22 protein-coding genes are annotated in these 22,361 nt (G+C 44.7%); 9 read left to right on the top strand and 13 right to left on the bottom strand.

The annotated features are described in order from the left end of the window. Positions 1-7: 7 nt before the first annotated feature. From mutL to PCAR9_RS18390, 4 genes are all read right to left on the bottom strand, one after another. The gene (mutL, locus tag PCAR9_RS18375) at positions 8-1,873 is read right to left on the bottom strand and encodes a DNA mismatch repair endonuclease MutL (protein ID WP_179984845.1); all 1,866 of its coding nucleotides are present in this window, start codon (positions 1,871-1,873) and stop codon (positions 8-10) included. Positions 1,874-1,983: 110 nt separating this feature from the next. Then, positions 1,984-3,333 carry an N-acetylmuramoyl-L-alanine amidase gene (locus PCAR9_RS18380; protein ID WP_179984846.1) on the bottom strand — a complete coding sequence of 450 codons (1,350 nt, stop codon included), beginning with the start codon at positions 3,331-3,333 and terminating at the stop codon, positions 1,984-1,986. 85 nt (positions 3,334-3,418) lie between these two features. Then, positions 3,419-3,901 carry a tRNA (adenosine(37)-N6)-threonylcarbamoyltransferase complex ATPase subunit type 1 TsaE gene (gene tsaE, locus PCAR9_RS18385; RefSeq protein WP_179984847.1) on the bottom strand — a complete coding sequence of 161 codons (483 nt, stop codon included), beginning with the start codon at positions 3,899-3,901 and terminating at the stop codon, positions 3,419-3,421. A gap of 69 nt (positions 3,902-3,970) precedes the next feature. Continuing rightward, positions 3,971-5,470, bottom strand: coding sequence for an NAD(P)H-hydrate dehydratase (locus PCAR9_RS18390; RefSeq protein WP_179984848.1), 1,500 nt, complete (start codon positions 5,468-5,470; stop codon positions 3,971-3,973). A gap of 6 nt (positions 5,471-5,476) precedes the next feature. On the opposite strand from PCAR9_RS18390, the gene queG reads away from it, so the two are divergent. Continuing rightward, positions 5,477-6,619, top strand: coding sequence for a tRNA epoxyqueuosine(34) reductase QueG (queG, locus tag PCAR9_RS18395; RefSeq protein WP_179984849.1), 1,143 nt, complete (start codon positions 5,477-5,479; stop codon positions 6,617-6,619). A gap of 41 nt (positions 6,620-6,660) precedes the next feature. Here the strand turns inward: queG and PCAR9_RS18400 are convergent, their stop codons facing one another. The 3 genes from PCAR9_RS18400 to nudC all read right to left on the bottom strand — a co-directional run bounded on the left by PCAR9_RS18400 (position 6,661) and on the right by nudC (position 9,517). Beyond that, a complete protein-coding gene (locus tag PCAR9_RS18400; RefSeq protein ID WP_179984850.1) occupies positions 6,661-7,302 on the bottom strand; it encodes a hypothetical protein in 642 nt (213 codons plus the stop codon). Positions 7,303-7,325: 23 nt separating this feature from the next. Continuing rightward, positions 7,326-8,417: a uroporphyrinogen decarboxylase gene (gene hemE, locus PCAR9_RS18405; RefSeq protein WP_179984851.1), complete on the bottom strand. Its 1,092-nt coding sequence runs from the start codon at positions 8,415-8,417 to the stop codon at positions 7,326-7,328. A gap of 266 nt (positions 8,418-8,683) precedes the next feature. Continuing rightward, on the bottom strand, positions 8,684-9,517 hold the full coding sequence (nudC, locus tag PCAR9_RS18410; protein ID WP_179984852.1) for an NAD(+) diphosphatase: 834 nt from the start codon (positions 9,515-9,517) through the stop codon (positions 8,684-8,686). Positions 9,518-9,741: 224 nt separating this feature from the next. Here nudC and rsd point away from each other — a divergent pair, with 224 nt between their 5' ends. From rsd to PCAR9_RS18435, 5 genes are all read left to right on the top strand, one after another. Next, on the top strand, positions 9,742-10,206 hold the full coding sequence (rsd, locus tag PCAR9_RS18415; protein ID WP_179984853.1) for a sigma D regulator: 465 nt from the start codon (positions 9,742-9,744) through the stop codon (positions 10,204-10,206). A gap of 35 nt (positions 10,207-10,241) precedes the next feature. Next, a complete protein-coding gene (locus PCAR9_RS18420; RefSeq protein ID WP_118491580.1) occupies positions 10,242-10,715 on the top strand; it encodes a transcriptional repressor in 474 nt (157 codons plus the stop codon). Continuing rightward, positions 10,705-11,169, top strand: a complete 465-nt coding sequence (locus PCAR9_RS18425) for a chemotaxis protein CheX (protein WP_118491578.1) — start codon at positions 10,705-10,707, stop codon at positions 11,167-11,169. Before PCAR9_RS18420 ends, PCAR9_RS18425 begins: the two co-directional genes overlap by 11 nt. Continuing rightward, on the top strand, positions 11,159-11,596 hold the full coding sequence (locus tag PCAR9_RS18430; RefSeq protein ID WP_179984854.1) for a secondary thiamine-phosphate synthase enzyme YjbQ: 438 nt from the start codon (positions 11,159-11,161) through the stop codon (positions 11,594-11,596). Before PCAR9_RS18425 ends, PCAR9_RS18430 begins: the two co-directional genes overlap by 11 nt. A 101-nt stretch (positions 11,597-11,697) precedes the next feature. Beyond that, entirely contained in the window at positions 11,698-12,894 is a 1,197-nt protein-coding gene (locus PCAR9_RS18435) for an OmpA family protein (protein ID WP_179984855.1), read from the top strand. Positions 12,895-13,047: 153 nt separating this feature from the next. Here the strand turns inward: PCAR9_RS18435 and dnaB are convergent, their stop codons facing one another. From dnaB to PCAR9_RS18460, 5 genes are all read right to left on the bottom strand, one after another. Then, the gene (gene dnaB / locus PCAR9_RS18440) at positions 13,048-14,433 is read right to left on the bottom strand and encodes a replicative DNA helicase (protein WP_179984856.1); all 1,386 of its coding nucleotides are present in this window, start codon (positions 14,431-14,433) and stop codon (positions 13,048-13,050) included. Positions 14,434-14,548: 115 nt separating this feature from the next. Further along, a complete protein-coding gene (locus PCAR9_RS18445; RefSeq protein ID WP_179984857.1) occupies positions 14,549-15,019 on the bottom strand; it encodes a hypothetical protein in 471 nt (156 codons plus the stop codon). 266 nt (positions 15,020-15,285) lie between these two features. Then, positions 15,286-16,299: a DUF4097 family beta strand repeat-containing protein gene (locus PCAR9_RS18450; protein WP_179984858.1), complete on the bottom strand. Its 1,014-nt coding sequence runs from the start codon at positions 16,297-16,299 to the stop codon at positions 15,286-15,288. Between the two features lie 12 nt (positions 16,300-16,311). Continuing rightward, complete coding sequence (locus tag PCAR9_RS18455; protein WP_179985277.1) at positions 16,312-16,824, bottom strand: hypothetical protein; 513 nt, start codon at positions 16,822-16,824, stop codon at positions 16,312-16,314. Continuing rightward, positions 16,817-17,392 (bottom strand): RNA polymerase sigma factor, encoded by a 576-nt coding sequence (locus PCAR9_RS18460; RefSeq protein WP_179984859.1) that lies wholly within the window; start codon positions 17,390-17,392, stop codon positions 16,817-16,819. Before PCAR9_RS18460 ends, PCAR9_RS18455 begins: the two co-directional genes overlap by 8 nt. A gap of 383 nt (positions 17,393-17,775) precedes the next feature. Here PCAR9_RS18460 and PCAR9_RS18465 point away from each other — a divergent pair, with 383 nt between their 5' ends. From PCAR9_RS18465 to PCAR9_RS18475, 3 genes are all read left to right on the top strand, one after another. Continuing rightward, positions 17,776-18,426 (top strand): MOSC domain-containing protein, encoded by a 651-nt coding sequence (locus PCAR9_RS18465; protein ID WP_179984860.1) that lies wholly within the window; start codon positions 17,776-17,778, stop codon positions 18,424-18,426. Between the two features lie 696 nt (positions 18,427-19,122). Next, complete coding sequence (locus PCAR9_RS18470) at positions 19,123-19,812, top strand: response regulator transcription factor (RefSeq protein ID WP_179984861.1); 690 nt, start codon at positions 19,123-19,125, stop codon at positions 19,810-19,812. Then, complete coding sequence (locus PCAR9_RS18475) at positions 19,809-21,251, top strand: sensor histidine kinase (RefSeq protein WP_179984862.1); 1,443 nt, start codon at positions 19,809-19,811, stop codon at positions 21,249-21,251. The genes PCAR9_RS18470 and PCAR9_RS18475 overlap by 4 nt, the downstream gene beginning before the upstream one ends. Here PCAR9_RS18475 and PCAR9_RS18480 read toward each other — a convergent pair. Further along, positions 21,220-22,359 (bottom strand): PepSY-associated TM helix domain-containing protein, encoded by a 1,140-nt coding sequence (locus PCAR9_RS18480; RefSeq protein WP_179984863.1) that lies wholly within the window; start codon positions 22,357-22,359, stop codon positions 21,220-21,222. The two genes, PCAR9_RS18475 and PCAR9_RS18480, sit on opposite strands and share 32 nt — an antisense overlap. Positions 22,360-22,361 lie beyond the last annotated feature (2 nt).

Raw genomic sequence — 22,361 nt, forward strand, 5'->3', positions numbered from 1 at the left:
GGACACGTTATTCTCCCCACACATCTAGCACTAAATTTAAGGGGCGCACTTTAGCAAATTGCTCAATAATTTCCCATTGTTTCGCTTCGCTTTGCTGATCCAACCAGTACCAGAGCATATTTGATACATCGTCGTCGAACACTTGCTCTTTTAAATCGAGCGATGTCATCGCACCTTCAATAGAATCTAATTCACCGCTACCCTTGATGGATAAAAAGGATTCAAACCATTTTAGCCAAGGTAAATGCCTTGTTCCGGCAGGCACCTGCTGCAAGCGGTATTTTCCGGCTACTTTGTTAATTTCAAAATGCGATGCGTTTAATAATTCGACAAGCTTTTCATCCACATTTTCAAGTGAAACGGCGACCGGCATCAATAGCGGCTGCCCATGCTTCGCTTTTAAAAATAGTTCGCTTAACCAGATACTTGCAACTTTAGTTGCAAAAATAAGGTAAATTTTTTCTGATTTTGGGTAAATTCTACACAAGGGAGAAAGATTAACGTGAGCATTAGTCCGCTGTTCGCCGTTATCACTATCAATGATGTCACTATTTGGCGTCATCAAAGCGTTATAACTAGATTGATAAGCAGCGCCTGGCCCTCGACTTTGCCCTCTGCCTTGCAAAAGCTTAGCTCCGCCGCCCCCACTAAAGCTTCCCGCTGACGACGGTTTCACACTACCGGGATATTGACCGTGACTCTGCGTCGCATTTTGCGAATACGCCCCTTCGGGATAATGAGAGGTTTCATTAAAAGCCCGTGCGTTATCAGGCGCTTGTTCTTGTAGGGGCCTAATGTAGTCGTGTTCTACCTGTGTAGCCATTAAATCAGAGCCCGAAGCGCGATTTGTGTCCATTCCTGTCAAGGGCTGCTCGTCGGTCATGGCGTGTAGTGCATCACTCACCGTTTTACAGATAAAGTCATGCACTAGCCTGCCTTGCTGAAACCTAACTTCGTGCTTAGCAGGGTGAACATTAACATCAACATCTTTAGGATTAACATCTAAATACACTACAAAGCTCGGTTGCTCGATAACGCCCCAAACACTTTCATACGCTTGCCGGATAGCATGCATAATGAGCTTGTCGCGCATGCCCCTACCGTTCACAAAACTAAACTGGCAATCATTGCTGCTGCGCAACATAGCTTCGTTGCCGAGCCATGCGTCTATGTGAAGACCTTCATATTCCGTATTTATGTGCACAGCATTTTGAACAAACTTCTGCCCAACTACGGCGCCAATCCGTGTTTGTAAGCTGCCTTCTTTGTCAGCAATAAAGCGTTTTATCACTTTGTCGTTGTGCTTTAAAATAAAAGAAACCTTTGGGTAACTTAACGCAATACGCTTAATAACGTCTTCGATATGCTGAAATTCGGTTTTTTCAGTACGTAAGAACTTACGCCTTGCAGGCGTATTATAAAAAAGGTCTGCCACATCAATTGTGGTTCCCACAGGGTGAGCCGCTGGCTGAATATTTACCGCCATTTCCCTGCCCTCACAATACGCCTGCCATGCCTCGGCTTGAGACTCTGTACGAGATGTCAGAGTCAACCTACTCACCGAACTAATACTAGCAAGTGCTTCACCGCGAAAACCAAGGGACAAGATTTGTTCTAAGTCATCAAGGGTAGTAATTTTGCTTGTCGCATGGCGACTCAACGCTAACTGCAGTTCACTTTTTACAATGCCTGATCCATTGTCTTTTATTCGAATGCGTTTGTGGCCGCCTTTTTCAATATCGACCTCTATTTTGGTAGCACCGGCATCGAGGCTGTTTTCTAACAGCTCTTTCACGACAGATGCAGGTCGTTCAACCACTTCACCAGCGGCAATTTGGTTAGCGAGTTGGGGAGATAAAAGCTGTATAGGCAAAGGGCTACCCTATGATATTCAATGTATAGTATTCACTATATGAATTGGTGATGATTTTATATGTAAGCGCGTAGTCGCAATGGCAAACGCCGATAAAACAAACCCTCGGTTTATGTTCTCGGAATATTTAATACCTGCCCTACGCGAACAACATCGCTTGAAAGATCGTTAGCGGCTTTAATACTGCTTACTTTCACATTATAACGCTGTGCTAATAACGAAAGCGATTCACCACTTCTGACTTTGTGCGTTCGATTATTCACTCTTTCCTGAGCCCACAGTGTACCATCAGGGGGTACTTGCTTGAAGTAGCGCTTGGCTGCATTGAACATTGCGTTCGCTAAACGCTCGCGATGTTTAGACCAGTTCAGGTTTTTCTCTTCTTGCGGATTCGATATAAAACCAACTTCAACCAAAATTGAAGGGATATCGGGCGCGGTTAACACAGCAAAGCTGGCGGCTTGTGGCTTTCTTTTGTGAAGACTGGTCACTTGCTTTAACTCTTCTACCACTTTATTGCCTAAATCATGGCTAGTCGCCATGCTGTGATCCATAGATAGGCCAAGAATGGTCTCAGTAAGGTATCGTTCGCTAGATTTATCATTGATAACTTCAGCAGCTCCGCCTAACAACTCAGAGTGACGCTCTGATTTTTCTAACCAACGACCTAATTCAGTGTCGGCTCTACGTGTTGATAGTACCCATACCGAGCCACCTCGCGGCTGTGGTTGACTAAACGCATCGGCGTGAATTGAGATAAGTAAGTCGGCTTTTTTCTCTCTGGCGATCTCTGGGCGACGATTAGGAGAAATATAATAGTCACCGCTGCGCGTCATTATGGCACGCATACCGGGTTCCCGGTTGATTTTGCTTTCAAGCTTTTTGGCTATACTCAGCGTGATGTGCTTTTCATACGTTCCTGCGGGACCAACTGAGCCTGGGTCGTGTCCACCGTGTCCGGCATCAATGGCAACGATAATATCTCTATCACGTGCGCTACTTGTATCGTCAATCACCACAGAACCTGCTGATGTCGACGCCGATTGCGTCGACGATGATCTAGGGGCACTGTCGGGCAGGTCAAGCACAAGCCTGTGACCAAGAGAACCATTAGGCGTTACAGCAAACAATGAGGGCTTTGTATTTCTGTTGAGTTCAACAACTACCCTAGCCGATGACTTATTTTTAGGGGTTGAATAGCGCAATTTTTTAATTAAATCACCGCTATTTTCTACGCCTGACAGCTTTGCCGAATCACTGGTGTTTTTAAGATCGATAACCAGTCGAAGGGGATTTTTGAGGGTAAAGTAAGTGAACTCTGGCGCAGCCTTCATATCGAAAACGACACGTGTATTGTCCGGCGACGGCCATATTCTTACTCCGTCGATGTTATTTTGTGCGCCGTATGCAAACTGCACTACGAAACACAAGAATAATACCGAAACTATACTGCGCACCATAATTAGCCTTTATGTTATTGTCATGCCGCTCTCGTAAACATCGGAGCCGCTAATTGTTCAATGTTTCTTTCAGTTCAAATGTTCGCTACACGCGTTTACATTGCTGAAGCAATTTAGCACCGTGAGCACTTTTCGCTTCCAAATTGAACTGCCTACCCGCTGGTGTAATATTTATACTAATCACTAAGTCTGGGGATGCCAAGTATTCGCCGCCTTTTTCCGACCATTCAATAAGCGCGATAGCTCCGGAGCCGAAGTAATCTCGAATTCCCATGAACTCTAGCTCTTCCGGATCGGCCAAGCGATACAGGTCGAAGTGATAAATATTGACGCTATCCAACTCATAAGGTTCAACCAATGTATAGGTTGGACTTTTAACGCTACCTGAATGACCTAGAGACTGAATAAAATAACGGCTAAATGTTGTTTTCCCTGCCCCTAGGTCGCCGTCAAGATAAATAACGGCATCGGTAGGGAGCTGACTCGAAACCGCTTGCGCTAAGTCCTTGGCAAGCTGAGCGGTGTCATCTACTTCATTAGCAAAAAAAGAGGTATGCGGGTAAGACATCAACAATATTCCACAGTAATATAAAGAAACACAGTAGATGCCTGCCCGTTCAAGACAAAACCAACCTATTTAGTGGTTGATAAGCGCACGTACTGCGTCGAACAAATCACTCGCTATCATACCACGTTGACCATACAGTTGGGCAATATCATCACCTGCCTTTGCATGTAGCACTACGCCATATTTTGCTGCAATATCCGTTTCTACTCCTTGCGCAAGCAATGCGCCTAAAATTCCGCTTAGTACGTCACCGCTTCCTGCCGTGGCCATGCCTGGATTACCGTGACGGCAAACCCAGGTTTTCTTTTCGTTATCGATAAGCGTGCCCGCCCCTTTAAGTACACAGACGGCGTGGTATCGCTGTGAGCACTGTCTTGCATAGTTAAAGCGGTCACTTTCAACATCGTCAATAGAAACACCCAGTAAGCGCGCTGCTTCACCCGCATGAGGCGTTAAGATACTGTCTGACAAGGTGTACGCTGTGGACTGCTGACACAAAAGGTTAAGCGCATCAGCATCGATAACCACAGGCTTATTTTGGTTTTGACAATGTTTCATTGTGGTTTCGAATGCTTCTTCAGCCCATTCATCTTGACCAAGACCCGGGCCAATCACCACGCAGGTCGCCCAAGCTAATGCATCTTCTAAATTGAAGTCGGTCACCATAAGTTCAGGTCTGCCTGCACTTACCTGAACCACCGACGATTCATGGGTATACACTCGCACCATACCCGCGCCACTTCGAAGGGCCGCTTCGCTGGCAAGTCGAATTGCCCCTGCAGTCCCTCGGTTTCCACCAATGCATAACAGTCGCCCGTAAGTGCCTTTGTGGCTGTTGATTTCCCGAGGCCCCATCCCCTTGAAGTGATCGATATTCAGCATGGTCGCGCTAGCTTTGGCTAATGCTTGAAAGGCTTTACCTATGCCTAAATCAGCGTAAACCAGTTTGCCGCATGATTGTTTGCCCGCTCCTGTGACAAGCCCGGGCTTTATACCCACGAAGGTCACCGTTATATCAGCCTGAACACAGCGTCCTAGACTTTGACCTGTGTTAGCATCGAGTCCTGAGGGAACATCCACGCTCACCACGGGGGTCGATGACGAGTTAACGGCATCGATAACATCAGCAAACTCATTGCGTATATAACTGTTAATACCTGTACCAAGAAGCGCATCAATAACTACATCTGATTTGTCCAATAACGCCGCATCAAACCCATTAATGCTGCCGCCAGCATCAAGCCAGCGCTGCTGTGCTTTACCCGCATCGCCGTCGAGAGTACGTTCAGGCTCCACCGCACATAGATGCACTTGCTTACCTGCGAGTTTTGCGTTGATGGCTGCAATGTAGCCATCGCCCGCATTGTTACCTTGTCCCACCAATACTAAATAAACGTCTGAATTAGGCATTAGCTCTAAACATTGTTTAAATACCACGTCACCGGCTCTTTGCATTAAGGTGAACATATCACAGCCAGAGTCGGCGGCGGCTTGCCCTTCATTTTCCCTAACCTGATCGGCCCGAAATAGTTTGTATGATAAACTTGACGTTAATTGAGTATCTAGCATAAGCAAATGTCCGAAATTAGTTCTATCGACCTTGTTGAATTGACCAACAATATCAAGGCTTGGGGTACAGCGCTAGGCTTTCAACAGGTTGGCATCAGCGATATTGATCTACATCAGCACGAGTCACACCTACAGGAATGGTTAGACAATGGCTACCACGGTGATATGGCCTTTATGGAAAGCCATGGGATGAAGCGTGCCCGGCCAGATGAACTGGTCCCAGGTACATTGCGTGTTATCAGTGTTCGCATGAATTACTTACCTCCTGATGCCTCGTTTGCTAAGCATTTAAAAAAGCCAGAAATAGGCTATATCAGCCGCTATGCGTTAGGCCGTGACTACCACAAAGTGTTACGTAAGCGCTTAAAGCAGCTAGGCGAAAAAATAACTGCCTCTCTTGCGCATACCCAATACCGCCCGTTTGTGGATTCAGCACCAGTTCTGGAACACGCCATTGCCGAAAAAGCGGGGATTGGCTGGACCGGTAAGCACAGCCTAACACTTAATAAAGAAGCGGGCTCTTGGTTCTTTCTAGGTGAGCTTTTTATTAATTTACCGCTGCCAGTGGATGCCCCTATCGAAGAAGGCTGTGGAAGCTGCACAGCGTGTTTGACTATATGCCCTACGAGCGCGATTGTAGCCCCTTATAAAGTGGACGGTCGACGCTGTATATCATACCTCACCATTGAATCGGATAAGGACATACCCGAAGAGTTACGACCAAAGATGGGCAATCGCATTTACGGATGTGATGATTGTCAGCTTGTCTGTCCTTGGAATCGATTCGCCGATATCACTAGTGAAGAAGACTTTCATCCTAGGCAGGTATTGCATGGTCAAAGTCTTAATAATTTGTTTAGTTGGTCTGAAGAAACCTTTTTACGCAATACTGAAGGCTCACCTATCAGGCGTATCGGCTTTGAGAAGTGGCAGAGAAATATCGCCGTGGCTTTAGGCAATGCACCTTATAATGAAGAAAGCATTCGGCTTTTAAAAGAAAGACGGGGCTGTGTAAGCGACCTAGTAGATAGGCACATTGATTGGGCTATTGAGCAACAGCAAAGCAAGCAAAAGGCCTCTAGCGGCGACAGTAGACAGCAAGCTCGACTTATTCGCGTTGTTGAAAAAGGCTTACCCAGAGACGCATAAGATTTACGTGTAAATCCAAGCAATAAACCTAAGGTTAAAGGCTATCCTGCAGATGTTATTTGGGCTGATGCAATTTGGTTGTCCGACTCGGTCTGAACACTGTTTTGATTTCGCTCTTGGGCACGGGTTCGATTTTGAACGCGAGCGCTTGGCAACTGTGAAGCAACAAAAGAAACATTGAGTCTCAAGCCGCGCTGTGCAACCTCAGTGGTAATAGTCGGTGAGCCAAATTGCCACCATGGTTCTCTCTCTAAGGCTTCTATAACCAAAGATAATTCGCTTTCAGAGCCATCGTACTCGCCGGTTATTTCGCAAAGCCCGTTTCCACATTTTACCGTTTCCAACACAAAGCGCTCTTTATTAGGAGGTAAAGCAAAAAAGGTATTAAGTGACCCCTCTGTTTTCGTATAAAAGGGGTCGGGAGTCACAACTTGAACGCTAGCTTGCTCTTCATCCACAACGCTGGTGTCAGAGTTCGTTGTGGCGACTTCGTTCTTTACTAGCTTAGCAGCAGGCTTAATGACTTTAAGTTCACTGGTTTCCGTGGCACGAGAGCGCGCTAACACATTGGTTAGTCGCTCTTTCTCTGCATTGGATTCACTGAGTTGGTGTTGATAGCCAGAGAATTTATACCCCGCTACCAATGCAAACGCTATCAGCAACAACACAAGCCACGTTTTCATTCCACTTCCTTTATTGAAGTCGCTTACTTGTGATATTGCTTACTAAGGTCGTGCACCGCGTTAACAAACACGCCGGCGTTCTCAGGTGGTACGTCTAAATGAATTCCGTGCCCTAAGTTAAACACGTGACCGCTTCCTTCGCCGTAGCCTTCTAAAATAGACGCCACTTCTTGCTCAATTCTTTGCGGCTGAGCGTATAACATAGAAGGGTCCATGTTGCCTTGAAGCGCTACTTTATCGCCAATACGTGCACGGGCTTCTTTAATATCGATAGTCCAATCTAAACCTACTGCGTCACAACCTGTTGCCGCAATAGACTCAAGCCACATACCGCCGTTTTTCGTGAACAAGGTAACAGGCACTTTACGACCTTCATTTTCACGGGTTAGCCCGCTTACAATGCGTTCCATGTATTGAAGCGAGAATTCTTTATAGTCACGAGGAGACAATACGCCACCCCAGGTATCAAATACCATAACAGATTGTGCACCCGCTGCGATTTGAGCATTAAGGTACTCAGTTACTGAGTCGGCTAGTTTGGCTAACAATGCGTGCAGCGTGGCTGGCTCCGCGAATGCCATTTTTTTAATTTTGGTAAAGGCCTTACTTGAACCACCTTCGATCATATAGGTAGCTAGTGTCCAAGGGCTTCCAGAAAATCCAATTAATGGTACTTCACCTTTTAGCTCTCGGCGAATGGTGCGAACAGCATTCATTACATACTGAAGCTCACCTTCTGGATCAGGCAGACCAATTTTATCTACGTCCGCTTTGCATGTGATTGGATTTTTAAAACGTGGGCCTTCACCGGTTTCGAAGTAAAGACCTAGCCCCATTGCATCTGGGATAGTCAAAATATCAGAGAAAAGAATAGCGGCATCGAGTGGAAAGCGGCGTAAAGGCTGCAGCGTTACTTCACAGGCAAGCTCTGCATTTTTGCACAACGACATAAAGTCGCCTGCTACTGCACGGGTCGCTTTATACTCTGGAAGGTAACGCCCTGCTTGTCGCATCATCCATACAGGTGTCATATCAACCGGCTGCTTAAGTAATGCACGTAAGTAACGATCATTCTTCAACGCGGGCTTATCAACACTGGGGAAATTTTGCGACATATAACTCACCTAAATAACTGTATATATTTGAACCGCGAAGTATACCAGCATTCTGAACAAGGTGTGCTAAAACCTGTATTAAAAAGTCGCTGTTTTAATAACAAATCGACGTAGTGTCGATAATTAAAGACGAACATTCCTTGCACATTGCTTAAAAAGTAACTTGCACTTAAAGTGAGTGTTTGCTATTACTATAACCGTTAAATAAAAGAAGCCCTTTATGGGACCGTGCTAAACGTATTGAAACCCTGCTTCGGCAGGGTTTTTTATTTGTCGCCGATGAGAGACACTGTTTTCTCAATTAGCTGCCCTGCGATAGACACTTTAGGCGGAATAGTCGGCAGTGCATCCACTTCAAACCACTGTGCGTCATCTATCTCGTTTTCTTGGCAACGAATTTCTCCGCCATCATACTCAGCAATAAAACCTACCATAAGAGAATGAGGAAACGGCCAAGGCTGGCTATTGTAGTAGCGCAGGTTTTTAACTTTTACACCAACCTCTTCAAATACTTCTCGATGAACGGCTTGCTCTAAACTCTCCCCGCTTTCAACAAAGCCGGCAAGGGTCGAATACATATTAGACTCTTTGTGGCGAACCCCTTTTGCTAATAGTATTTTCTCATTGTTGTGAATAGAAACGATAATACATGGGGACACCCTTGGATAGGTGCGATGCTGACAGCGGTAACACTGCATAGCCATCTCCCAATCTACACGCTCGGTTTTCGCACCACACTGGCCACAAAACTGGTGTGTCCGCAAAAAATGAATGTATTGCCATGCTCTACCAATAACAGAAAAAGCAATATCGTATTCAGCAAAAAGAAGTTGTCTAAGTGATACTTTTTCCCAGCCGGGTTCCTCTACATGTTCAGCGCCTAAATCTACAACGAAGACAGGTAATTCTCTGTGTGCAGTTTCGTTTAGTGGCGGAAGTTGATGTATTTCATTTACGTATGACGCTAGGAAAGGAATTTCACTCAGATAAGCAACGGGAATAGACTCAGATGATTCTTGTACTAGAACTTTTCCACGACTAAAAACCACCCACATCGCCTGCTGGGAGGTCAACTTCCCTTCATCTAATTTAATCATCATATAGTGTTACTCCTACGCTTCTGTACTTCATAATACACTAGGGCTGATAAAGGTTACTGTACATTCAGCTCAAAATTTGTAAATTCAAGGCCGCTAACCCGTTCACTAGGCGTTAGTTTGCCTTAGCACTATGTTTTTACTGCAAACTTTTTCGTGCAAAATTTGTGTCGCTAGTGCACGGTGTTATACTGAAACTTATTGTCGCTAAACGGGTAGCACATACAATGTTGCAACAGTTGGAAAGCGTAAAATCTAAATGGGGTGGCAAAAGTCAGGTCATAGACCGTTGGCTATTAGATAGGCAAGCCTTATTAGTCTCGTACTGTGAACTTGCCGGCATTAACAACCATAGCGAATGTTTGCCCGATGCCGATGAAATAGCAAACTTTTGTGGTGCTTTACTCGATTATCTTTCTGCAGGACATTTCGAAGTTTTCGATATTTTAGTTGAAAGCGACAGCGAAGGTATAAAACTGCGTGATAAACTTTACCCCAGATTGACAAAAACCACTGACGCCGCACTTGAATTCAATGATACGTTTGCGCAAGCAGTGACGCCAGAGCAGGCTGCAGGCTTTGATTCTGCCTTAGCTAAGCTTGGAGAAACATTAGAAGAGCGTTTTGCCTTGGAAGATGAGTTAATTGCTCACGTTCACACAAACAAACGTGATCCAGAAGTAGCGCTTTAATATAACAATGAAAGTCGAGTTTACGGTTATCATCAATGAACAAAACCACACTTATTCATAAGGCACGCGCGTATTGTGAACAGCGCGGCGCTAGATTTACACCGCTTAGAGAAAAGGTGTACGAGATTCTTGTATCAAAGCACGGCCCCATGGGTGCTTATGAACTACTCGACTCATTAAAAGAAACAGAATCCAGTGCAAAACCTGCCACTGTGTATCGCGCTTTGGATTTTCTTCTCGATTTTGGTTTCATTCATCGCTTAGAGTCTACCAATGCGTTCGTAGCCTGTTACCATTTTGGATGTAACCACCCCGTTCAGTTCTTAATTTGTGACAGCTGCGGTGATGTTGCTGAGATTCAATCTGAAGGTCTTCAAGATACCCTCGATAATCAAGCCAAACAACACGGTTTTAAAGTTTCAAAACAAACCATTGAGGCCCATGGATTATGTGCCGACTGTCAACAAACCGAAGAGCACACTGCCCAGGAGAGTGTACATGAATGCTGATTTTGTGAACCCTTTTATTGCCGGCCTGCTCAACGTGCTAGAGACCATGGCACAAACAAAGTTGACTCCGGGCAAGCCCAAACGCAAGCAAAGCGATATCGCTAAAGGTGACGTTTCTGGCTTGATAGGCATGGTAGGTCCAGATGTTCGTGGCTCTATGTCTATCACGTTTGATGAATCACTTGCCCTTACTATTATGGAGCGAATGGTTGGAGAGCGCCCTGAAAAACTCGATGCTGAAGTGGGTGATATGGTTGGTGAAGTTACCAATATGATTTGCGGAAACGCAAAACGAGATCTTGCAGAACGCGGGTTCGAGTTCGGAATGGCGACACCTATCGTAGTATCGGGAAAGCAACACACTATCAGCCATCAGGTCGATGGCGCTAAAATTATTCTGCCCTTCATGTGCGATGAAGGTTTAGCGCACTTGGAAATCTGTTTTGACAAATAATTTCTGGCACTCTGAAAAAATTACACTCGACAGTTACCCCAGAGGATTTCACCTGATAACCGACCAGGTGGAATCTGCGCTACAGAATATTCGCCATGTTGAAGTTGGGCTGCTACACCTATGGCTTCAGCATACCAGCGCAAGCTTAACGATAAACGAAAATGCCGACCCTACAGTGAGGCATGATATGGAAGCTTTCTTCAACCATAGTGTAAAAGAAGAACTTTCTTTTTTCAGGCATACTTATGAAGGTAAAGATGATATGCCTGCTCACTTAAAATCGAGTATACTAGGCTGTCAACTTACCATTCCTGTCCAACAAGGCAAACTTGCACTTGGTACGTGGCAGGGTATCATGCTCGGTGAACACCGAGATCATGGTGGAAGACGAACAATTATTGCCACATTACAAGGGATCGCAGCCTAACCCATATTATAAATGGCACAATTTGTGCTAGCGTATATCGCTAAGCACAACACAAAATTATCTAAAATCGATAATCACTCAACGTTAAACAGGATGTGACTATGAAACAACACTTTAAAATGGCAGCGCTATCTCTAGCTGTACTTTCATCTACCAGCGCATTTGCTCAAGACTCTTCTGAGCCAGAGTACAAAAGCTGGTTTGGTATTTCGGGCATGCATTACAATACTGACGAATCACGCCCTCTTTCTCTTACCGAAGGTGAAGTATACGACGACGGTTTAGGTGCAACGTTCGAATACGGATTCCGTTTCACTCAAAGCTGGGCTGCCCGTGTAGAATTCACGAAATTGTCTGTAGACTTCCGTGACGGCGGCGACGACAGCGGCGAAATGACTGGCGTAGACGCGCTATACTTTATGCCGGATGACGCGTGGTTTGTTTTTGGTGGTGTTAAGCGCCAATCAGTTGGTGACTCTACAACACTTGGTAACATTGGTATCGGTAAACACTGGAAAGTTGGTGAGACAGCTCGCCTAATCACAGAGATTGCTACGTATCACGATTTCGGTGAAAGCTATAACGACTTCAGTGTAAAAGTTGGTCTTGCGATTCCATTTGGCAAGAGCACTCCTTCTGCTCCTAAAGACAGCGACAACGATGGCGTTGTAGATGGCAAAGATCAGTGCCCAATGACTCCAGCTGGCGTTCGCGTTGATGCGACTGGCTGTAGCGTTGATAACGACAACGATGGCGTTCTAAACAGTGTTGACCAGTGTCCTAACACTCCAGCTGGCACTAAAGTAGATGCAACTGGTTGTGCAATTAAAGACGCTGACAACGATGGCGTTGTAGACAGCAAAGACATGTGCCCTGATACACCAGCTGGCGTAAAAGTAGACGCTAAAGGTTGTACAGTATTTGACGAAGAGACAGTAGAAATCACACTACGCGTTCTATTCGACAACGAAAGCGCTGTTGTTAAAATGCCTAAAGATCCAGAAATCTCTGAATTTGCTGAGTTCATGAAGCAGTATCCTTCAACGACTGCAGTAGTAGAAGGTCACACTTCTGCACCAGGTTCTGAAGCGTACAACATGGACCTTTCTAAGCGTCGTGCTGCTAACTTCAAAGAAGTAATGGTAGACATGTACGGTATCGACAGCTCTCGCCTAGAGACTATCGGTTACGGCGAAACTCAGCTTCTAGACGAAGGCAATAACGCTGAAGCACACCGTGTTAACCGTCGCATTTCAGTGACAGTTAAAGACACAGTGAAAGTAGCTGAAGAAAAGTAATTCATATTATATGAATTGAAGAAGGCGCCGAAAGGCGCCTTTTTTGTATCTATCGACCCGCCCTAAATAGCGTTTTGCAGAAACGAATGCAGCACGCTATTCAACCACAGCTTGGAAATTAGTTAGACAATTAACTCGACCAAAGATAGGGCGTTAGTACTCATCTGCGATGGCTGGGCCTGCATAGTTATCAAAACGAGAAAACTGGCCCTGGAAGGTAAGTCGGCAGGTACCAATTGGACCGTTACGCTGCTTACCAATAATGATTTCTGCAATGCCTTTATATTCACTGTTTTCGTGATAAACCTCATCACGATAGATAAACATGATAAGGTCGGCATCCTGCTCGATTGAACCAGATTCACGAAGGTCAGAGTTAACTGGGCGTTTATCGGCACGTTGTTCTAGCGTACGGTTAAGCTGCGACAGTGCAACTACGGGCACTTCCAGTTCTTTAGCCAGCGCTTTTAATGACCGTGATATTTCGGCAATTTCTAATGTACGGTTATCGCTTAGCGACGGTACTCGCATTAGCTGAAGATAATCCACCATGATAAGGCTTATCCCGCCGCGCTCCCGCGCGAGTTTACGGGCTCTGCTTCGCACATCCATAGGTGTTAGACCCGAAGAGTCATCAACGAACAGGCTATCTTTATCTTTAAGCATAGCCATAGTGTTAGATATACGCGCCCAGTCCTCATCGTCTAGCTGAGCGGTACGAATCTTCGTTTGATCAACACGGCTTAATGACGCCAACATACGCATCATGATTTGTTCAGATGGCATCTCAAGACTAAAAACCAGTACTGGCTTTTCTTCTGCCATCATGGCGTTTTCAATCAAGTTCATTGCAAAGGTAGTTTTACCCATTGATGGACGCGCCGCCACGATTATAAGGTCCGACGGCTGCATACCACTGGTCATTTTATCTAGGTCGGTAAAGCCCGTTGTAACACCCGTTACTTCTTTATTGGTTTTTACCAGCTCTTCTAGACGGTCGATGGTCTTACCTAGGATAGACTCAACATCGCGAGGGCCTTCGTTTTCACCGGTTCTTCGCTCTGCTATTTCAAAGACTTTACTTTCAGCAAGGTCGAGAATATCTGCGCTGTCACGGCCTTCAGGGTTATAGCCTACTTCAGCAATTTCGTGCGCAACACCGATAAGTTCACGGGTAATAGCACGCTCGCTAATAATTTGCGCATAAGAGACTACGTTTGCAGAACTTGGGGTATTTTTCGCTAGCTCGCCGAGATAAGCAAAACCACCTGCATCTTCTAGTTCATCGTGCTTTTCAAGCTCTTCTGATACGGTAATAAGATCTATCGGCTGACTGCTATTAAGCAATCGCGTGATAGCACGAAAGATTATTTGGTGTGAACGATTGTAAAAGTCGTTATCGGTAACAAGTTCCGCGACCTTATCCCAGCTTTCGGGGTCGATAAGCATGCTGCCTAAAACAGACTGCTCGGCCTCAATGCTATGAGGGGGAACCTTCAATTTATCAACATTTTTATCGTTGTTAGACGCAGACGCCACAAGTAAAGCCTATTCCAATGCACAAAAGTCAGTTGGATATTATGCGCTTTTAACGCACATCTCTCAACAAAGGAAGCAGGTCTTTTATCACAAGAGCCTAAAAAGGCCGCTTAAGCTAAAGTGTTTTTTCTAGCTTCAAAAAGGTGCCATCTATCAAGGTGTAAGTGTTGATATTTTCTTGAAAAACTAGTGTCGACCCCATGGTTGCGTTGTTATCTGAACAAGCCAAACTCACTTGGGTGATGTTGTCATCACTGAAGTCTAGTGACGAGGGCGATGCGCCAAAAGTAGCGAGAAAGTCACTTCCACTCAACTCTTTGGATGTATAAATAGGCGACTCGCAAAAGGCTTGATCAAGTTTCGCCTTCTCTTTCTCGTAGGTTACAGAACGCCCAAGAAACTGCTCTGATTCAGCAGTTGAGTGAGCGGTAATGCCTACGTTGTAAGCTTTAGTAACAACCCAGGTTCCTTCGTAATAAGCGGGCTCTTGAACAGCACAACCTAAGGTTAGCGCACATATCCCAAACGCACCGATAATTAGGCTATGAAATCGCCAAAACCTTTTGACGTGTCCAACAATACTCAATTTACTCTCCGTACATAAAATTTATTAAAATCAGGTAGTTTAACGTAAAAGCTATATAAAAAGTTCACTTGAAGCCACTTGAGTATAGAGCTTTAAACTTTCCCTATAGTTCTAACTAAGCGTCGAAATATCAACATTTAGCGACTAAACAAAAAAAGCTGCGTTTATACGCAGCTTTTCTATCACCACCACATACGCTAATTAATAAATGTGGTCTAAATTGCTTTTTTCAAGCTAAAGTCCCTATCAAGATTACTATAGCTTATTCATTTTCGATCTATTTCTATACGCCCGTGTACCGTTGAAATATCGACGCTCGCAGCACCGCCATTGTGTATAAAGCGCAACCAGCTTCCAGGCCCATACTTTGGCTTTTGTGCTTTTTCGCCGCTAATATTATTCACAATATTTCCACCTGCATGTGTCTCTATATCAAACTGGGCTGATACATCATCTTGAAAAATAAATTCCATCGCACCACCAACCGAATTAGCTTTAATACTGCCATTCGCATTCAGCCCCAATTTAGCAAAAGTACGACCGTTAACGGTATTTATCTGCAGGCTATCAATATTTTGCAACGATAGCTCAATACGTCCATTCACTGTCTCAACGGATACATCAGGGCTGCTCGATGCGATATCAAGCTTTCCATTTACTGCTGTAAAACTCACAGGCGTAGTGCCTTCGTGAGTAGCTTCTATATCGCCGTTAACCGTGCCAGCTTCTAACCGGCCTTTAACGTTCTTTAATAGAATATCGCCATTCACAGATTCAACCTCTACGCGCTCACCAATGTTTTCTAATGTCACATTGCCGTTAACGACCTCTACATCTACCGCTTTTGTTATTCCTTCAGCTTTAACGTCTGCGTTGACTGCGGTGTAATGAAGATCGCTTGCCGATGGCACGTAAATAGTTAGATCATCACCATCTCGACTCTTCTGATACCAACTCTTTGAGTGGTGCTCCACCTCTACGTGAATAACAACAACATCGCCGCGCTTTTCGAAAATAAATTCTTCGGTCTGGTCGCCGAGCTCTCCTGTTACCCGAACCTGAGCTTTATCCCAGACACGGATATCAGCCTTTCCATCAATATGTTCAATATCAATTTTAGGAGAGGATGAGGTATCGATGGTTTTATCAACTTTTTCGCCCGCGAATGCGGCAGTAGCGATGCTTAATAATGCCGTAGTTAGTAAAGCTTTAACCCCGTTAGATGAGCTGAACATGTGCGTTAACTTATCCGATATTGTGTTTTTCATATTTGTATTCATTTGAAGCCCTTATTAAATTTGCTGCCACTTAGGCGCGTGCACTCGCTCAATTAAGGCAATTTGCTGTTGATATACGTGATGCAGCATTTTTATCAATGCTGAGTTGTCTGGATCGTCTTTTAACGCCGCCTTAATAACATCTGCGGCATCATCTAATTCTTTCAGCTGTTCCTGCCAGTCTTGGGTTAGCGCAGGAGTACTTTCATAACTTGCCAGCAGGCTGTTAACCTGCTTTTGCTGTTGGCTGCTCATTGCATCAATCAACGCGTATCCACTGCTTCGACTTTCATCGCTTTTGAACGCAAAGGGAGCAGCAAACCACAAGACAGTGACCAAGCAAACACTGGCAGCTATAGCCATCCATTGACTTGAAGTTACTCTAGAAGGCGAGGTCTCTTCATTTGAAGCATCGCCCTGTTGAGATGCTATGCCTAGCTCAATTCCACGCCATAGATCCCGTTCTGGATATTTCTCTTTCGATAACCCAGACACATGCTGAGCAAGCTTGTCATCAAAATCACTCATCATCGACTCCCATAAAATCTTTCAATAATTGCTTAGCACGAAAAAATTGCGCTTTGCTTGAGCCCACAGCCATGTTCAACATGTTGGCAATATCTTCGTGGCGGTATCCTTCAAGTGCATGGAGTACAAAAACCATTCTGGCACGCTCTGGTAGGCGAATAATCAATGCTTCTAAATCCACATCGGTACTATTCTCTTGAGCCGGCATTTCACTAATGCCGCTATTTTCCAAGTTAAACATGCGCTGCACCCAGCCTTTCTGTTTGCGCATGTAAGAGATGGTAATGTTTGCCGTTACGCTATGTAGCCACGTAGAAAACTGGCTTTGCCCGTCGAAATTATCGAGCTTTTTCCACAGCTGAATAAAGACTTCCTGAGACGCATCTTCTGCCATTCCTTTTTCACCAGTAAGCCGATAACACAGTGCGTAGACTCGGCCAACATATTCGTCGTAAAGAGCTCTAAACGCTTGTTTGTCGCCCTCTTTCGCCTTACATATAAGCTCGTGTTCGCCTTTGTTACCAAACACCACATTGGCGTGTACAACACGTTGTTGTGTGTGTTCCATTCTTTTCTCTTTGTTATTTGTGATGCTGATTAGCAAAATACCGATCCGCATAGATAATTGCCCACTCAGAAGGTGCTGGCAAGTTTACTAGCAAAGCTTGGGAATGCAGGAATGGCTGTTCCCTTTCAAATTCCCAGAATGCAGCTAGGAAGCTTGCCAGACCTTCCCGAAGGGCGAGTTTAAAATGTCCGTACTCTTTGTTGTGTCACCTTGGTGTAGAACCACTATACCTGCGGTAACACGCCGCGATTACGAACATTTTAACTCTCGCTGAGTGGGTAATTATCTATGCGGACTGGTATAAGCACTTGTTAGTGTTATAAGGTTAGTCGTACCCTATAGTAGAAAGGTTTAAATACACAAAAATATTTTTTGGAGTTGCCATGTCTGCCACCTTTACTGTTAACGCTTTGTTTGCTGGAAAACCTCAGCCACTTGGGCCTCGTGGGGCACCAAGTAGCATTGTTAAAACCTCCGTCGAAAAGTTAACGGTACATACGGACAGAACCGATGAAGACGAGCAGGCCAACAAACGCCTTCACGGTGGACCGGAAAAAGTGCTGCATCAGTTCAATCCGACCAACTACCTGACATTAAGAAAACACTTTCCTGAAGGCGAATTCTCGCTAGGCAGTATTGGCGAAAACATCAGTGTAGAAGGCATGGACGATGCCACTGTTTATATCGGAGATATCTGGAAGTTCGGCGATGTAGAGCTGCAAGTAAGTGCACCGCGTGCCCCTTGCAATAAAATATCCCACCGCTTTGGCATCCCCAACTTAGATAGATTTGTTGGAGAACGAGGTATTACTGGCTGGTACTACCGAGTTATTAAAACCGGTACCATTAACGTTGGCGACGAAGTAACACTGTTGCACCGTGAGGACGATACCGTTAATGTCCACACCTTAATGCAATGTGCCCATACGAAAGCCGACAAAGCACTTGCTCAAAAGCTAGCTAAGCTGGAACCGCTTGACGATGAGTGGCGTGGAAAATGCCAAAAGATTGCTGGTAAAGTTGCGGATAAATAGAATAATTTGAGTAGATAGCTTTGCCGTCTCCCTCTTGAAAAAGAGGTGATTCATTGTAAAAAAACGGAGAAACTTCATTTTCTAGGCGGCGAAGTATGGGAGGCAATTTTGATGGCGTATTTACATAAACCCAAAGTGCACACCGTTTTGAGTTACAGGAAATGTAATAACCCACCTCTTCTTCAGCGTACGGCTTGAAAATTTGATTGAGTGCGTTATGCATTGAAGCGTATTGATAACTCTCGGAATCAGAAAGCAGGTACTCCATATTCGCCCTGCAACTGTCAATGCAGCTTTTATAAGGCGCTGAGAGTTGAGCAGGCCGCTCATTTATCAAGTATGCCCAAACCCCGATATAACCGCAAAGAACAATAGATAAAGCAATAAAAGCACTACTTCTTAGTTCAGACACCTTCAATCCTTGAAAATAACACCAGATCTCATTTGACTAAAGAATAACCACAATGGCAAGTTTGGGCAAGTTTGTTAGTGATAAGACCCGAATGATAGACAACGGTTAAAAAAGACACCTTCTCCCCTTCATTTAAAATTACCCCAGGCATAGCGGGGTCTAGTTGCTTTTTCATTTTCATCAGTCGAATAACGCAGAAAGCGCGTACCATCGTCATAAATAGAGAAGTTGCAAATGATAATTATTATTAATAATATAAACTAAAATTTATTTCTTAAGCCGTTATGTGTAAAACACGAATACTCATTATTGAAGATGACGCGACGTTAAGTGAACAAATTACTCAACTACTGCAGGCTCGAGGGTTTGACACTCGCCATGAAAACGATGGTCATGCCGGATTGCACGCTGCGCTTGAGGAAAACTTTGACCTTGTATTGCTCGACATACGCCTTCCATCGTTAAATGGTCTCTCATTGTTGCATCAACTTAGGCAAATTAAACAAACACCTGTAATGATGATTACAGCATCTGGTGCCGAGCAAGAGCGAATTGAAGGCTACCGTAAAGGCGCAGATGACTACTTACCTAAGCCCTTCAATTTTACTGAAATGATGCTTCGCATCGACGCAATACTAAGGCGTAGCAAAGCAATGAGTAATTCGGGTACGCAGAAGTCAGAAATCTTGGTTGATGTGCTTTATCTAAATCGCATTCAACAGGTGACTAAATACCACGCAAAGTTACTCGAATTTACACCTATACAATTCAAGCTTCTTTGGATGCTCGTAGAAAACAAGGGCGAAACCTTGAGTAAAGCATTTCTTTACCACAGTGTGCTCAATAAACCCTTTTCTCGATATGACCGAAGCCTAGATATGCACCTTTCTAGAGTACGCAAAAAGTTAGTTGAAACGGGTATGCCCCCCGAGCGCCTGGCCACGGTTCATGGACAAGGATACCGCTTTTCGTGAAAAATAAATTGCTTTGGCGGCTATGTGCATTCATCGCGGTTGGTACTGTTTTGCTATTTTGGGCCATTGCTTGGCTTACTAATCACACCGAAACTAGCATGAGCTTTCTAGATAAGGTTCATCAGGAAACCCTTTACGCCTATGGGAAGGAAGCCGAAAAAATCTATCTGGAAAAGGGAGAAGAAGGGTTAGCCGTTTTCTTAAAAGAGATAAGAGCGAAAGAGAACACCTGGCTTGCTGTGCTTAACTCTGAAATGACAACATTCGCAGATACCAAGATGTTAGATGAGTTTGCTGATAGGTTTCAAATTGGGCGGAGCCCTGAATGGAAAATACATTTGTATTTCTCTGAAAACCCTGTAATGGAAGTGCCTTTTGTAGACAACAACACACACTTTTTGATTCAGCTTCCACAGCGGATGCGCCCAGGCTCGTTATTACTCGCCACCCGCTTGGCATTACAAATTGCATTACCTTTAGTCATACTAAGTCTATTGAGTTTTATGCTTTATCGACATGTTATGACACCACTTAAGCAGTTAGAAAGGGCAACAAAAGATTTTGCTAACGGTAACTTAGAAGCCCGTGCAATGGCTACGATGCCCGAGCGAAATGATGAACTTACTACACTTGCTCAAACCTTCGATAAAATGGCGCAAAGAACGAGCAGTCTCATTTATAACCAAAGAAGTTTGCTTGCAGACCTTTCTCACGAGCTTCGCACGCCTCTTGCTCGCATTGATATGGCGATAGATTTTGTAGAACAAGATATTAACCGTGAACAAGCCCTTTCCCGCCTGCGCTATGAAGCAAGCACAATGAGAGAGCTTGTTGAAGATACCCTAACCTTTGCCTGGCTAAATACAGAGTCACCTCAATTAAACAGCGATGATTTTGATCTTGTAGAGCTTATCAACGTTATTTGTGAAGATGCCCGCTTTGAATACCCTGATAGAACATTATGCGTAAGCACGCCGGAATGTGCGAGTATAGAAAAAAGCAGTCAGCTTGCTTTGGGGCAGGCATTAGAGAATATTATTCGCAACGCTTTGCGCCATACACCGCAACAAAGCAAAGTAAGCGTGACCTTGGTCAGCGATAACAATAACTACGTTATCACTGTTACAGACGAGGGCACTGGCGTCCCTGAATCAATGCTTAACGCCATATTTGAACCTTTTTTCAGGGTAGACAAGGCCCGTGCAACGAAAAACTATGTTCATGCTGCAAAGCGCTCTGGGTTTGGCCTTGGGCTTGCACTGGCGAAACGCCAAATTGCCGCGGTCGGCGGCGTCATATCAGCGAGCAATCGCGCAAACAAAGACGATGAGCAGATCAATAACGCTTATCTAAATAAAGATGCAAGCGCAACCAAGCAGACAGGACTGATGGTCACCATCACCCTGCCTAAGTTTTCTGATGCTGCTTTCGCAAACTAAGAAGCCTTTTCACACCAAGTAGTGTGCCAGTATAAACTAAGATACAGCAAAGCAAGCTGACCAATCCTGCTATGGTCTGGCCTATAAAGCCGAAATATTCGCCCGTATGTAAAAAGCGAGAAGTGCCCCACGCCTGACTTCCTTTGGGCCAATCTTCTTTATATAGTGTTCTAGTGATGTCACCGCTTCTCGTGTCGAAATACAGTGAATACGCTAACTCTTGCCTGTGCCCTATACTTTTATCAATATAAAATCGGGCGACGCCCTCACTTTTACCAATCTCCATCCACATGGAGTACCAATTCTGATAGCCATGCTCATTGGCGTGTTGCTGCGCTTTATTAAATAACGTGTGGTAACTGACAACGTCGGCGTCTAGCGTTTCAGGCATTGCCTTCTTTTCGCGAGCAGGTACTTGTTCACCATACATGCCATACAGTGCTTTGTTAGCCCATTCAAAATAAAACAGCGTAGCCGTTGTTCCAATTACAAGTAAAAAAGGCAATGACCACATGCCAAAAACAAAATGCCAATGTCGGCGACGATGTTGTTTGTTTGTGTATTTTTGCCGCAACCACATTTGCTGCTTTAAGGACTTTTTAGATAGGTGTTTCGGCAACCAAATGATGACACCCGATAACAGCAAAAAAATAAAAATAAGATTGCTATAAGCCGTTATGGTTTTGCCAATTAATTGGTAATCGCCTTCCATTAAGAGGTATCGATGGAGGTCAGTGATGACATGAAATGCTTCTTCAACAACCCCTTCTCCCTCTCTTAATATGCCTCCGGTATAGGGGTGAATAAGATAACTATGCTCGCCCGCCCACGCCGGAATGGCCGCTCCTTCACTATTTACCCATCGAACGAAAATATGCGCTTCGTCAGGATGCTTTTCGCGAAGTAGTGATACAACTTGGTCAGTCGAGATCACCGACTTTTCAATATCAATGGTTTGCGCATAAGCCATTTCACTTAGCTCTTTAAACTGGCGCTCGTAAGTTAGCAATACCCCAGTAAAAGCCATAATGAAAACGACAATGCTGGCCAATAAGCCAGCAAATAGGTGGGTCCAAAAGACCCACCTTTTAAACGAGGAAAAATTCATTT

This window comes from Alteromonas macleodii, assembly GCF_903772925.1.
Taxonomy (GTDB): Bacteria; Pseudomonadota; Gammaproteobacteria; order Enterobacterales; family Alteromonadaceae; genus Alteromonas; species Alteromonas macleodii_A.

Bases quoted from the DNA above. Each gene is read 5' to 3' on its own strand.
- PCAR9_RS18380 (WP_179984846.1), bottom strand. From the start codon at position 3,333: ATGGTGCGCAGTATAGTTTCGGTATTATTCTTGTGTTTCGTAGTGCAG.
- tsaE (WP_179984847.1), bottom strand. From the start codon at position 3,901: ATGTCTTACCCGCATACCTCTTTTTTTGCTAATGAAGTAGATGACACC.
- PCAR9_RS18390 (WP_179984848.1), bottom strand. From the start codon at position 5,470: ATGCTAGATACTCAATTAACGTCAAGTTTATCATACAAACTATTTCGG.
- queG (WP_179984849.1), top strand. From the start codon at position 5,477: ATGTCCGAAATTAGTTCTATCGACCTTGTTGAATTGACCAACAATATC.
- PCAR9_RS18400 (WP_179984850.1), bottom strand. From the start codon at position 7,302: ATGAAAACGTGGCTTGTGTTGTTGCTGATAGCGTTTGCATTGGTAGCG.
- hemE (WP_179984851.1), bottom strand. From the start codon at position 8,417: ATGTCGCAAAATTTCCCCAGTGTTGATAAGCCCGCGTTGAAGAATGAT.
- nudC (WP_179984852.1), bottom strand. From the start codon at position 9,517: ATGATGATTAAATTAGATGAAGGGAAGTTGACCTCCCAGCAGGCGATG.
- rsd (WP_179984853.1), top strand. From the start codon at position 9,742: ATGTTGCAACAGTTGGAAAGCGTAAAATCTAAATGGGGTGGCAAAAGT.
- PCAR9_RS18420 (WP_118491580.1), top strand. From the start codon at position 10,242: ATGAACAAAACCACACTTATTCATAAGGCACGCGCGTATTGTGAACAG.
- PCAR9_RS18425 (WP_118491578.1), top strand. From the start codon at position 10,705: ATGAATGCTGATTTTGTGAACCCTTTTATTGCCGGCCTGCTCAACGTG.
- PCAR9_RS18435 (WP_179984855.1), top strand. From the start codon at position 11,698: ATGAAACAACACTTTAAAATGGCAGCGCTATCTCTAGCTGTACTTTCA.
- PCAR9_RS18450 (WP_179984858.1), bottom strand. From the start codon at position 16,299: ATGAATACAAATATGAAAAACACAATATCGGATAAGTTAACGCACATG.
- PCAR9_RS18455 (WP_179985277.1), bottom strand. From the start codon at position 16,824: ATGAGTGATTTTGATGACAAGCTTGCTCAGCATGTGTCTGGGTTATCG.
- PCAR9_RS18460 (WP_179984859.1), bottom strand. From the start codon at position 17,392: ATGGAACACACACAACAACGTGTTGTACACGCCAATGTGGTGTTTGGT.
- PCAR9_RS18465 (WP_179984860.1), top strand. From the start codon at position 17,776: ATGTCTGCCACCTTTACTGTTAACGCTTTGTTTGCTGGAAAACCTCAG.
- PCAR9_RS18470 (WP_179984861.1), top strand. From the start codon at position 19,123: ATGTGTAAAACACGAATACTCATTATTGAAGATGACGCGACGTTAAGT.
- PCAR9_RS18480 (WP_179984863.1), bottom strand. From the start codon at position 22,359: ATGAATTTTTCCTCGTTTAAAAGGTGGGTCTTTTGGACCCACCTATTT.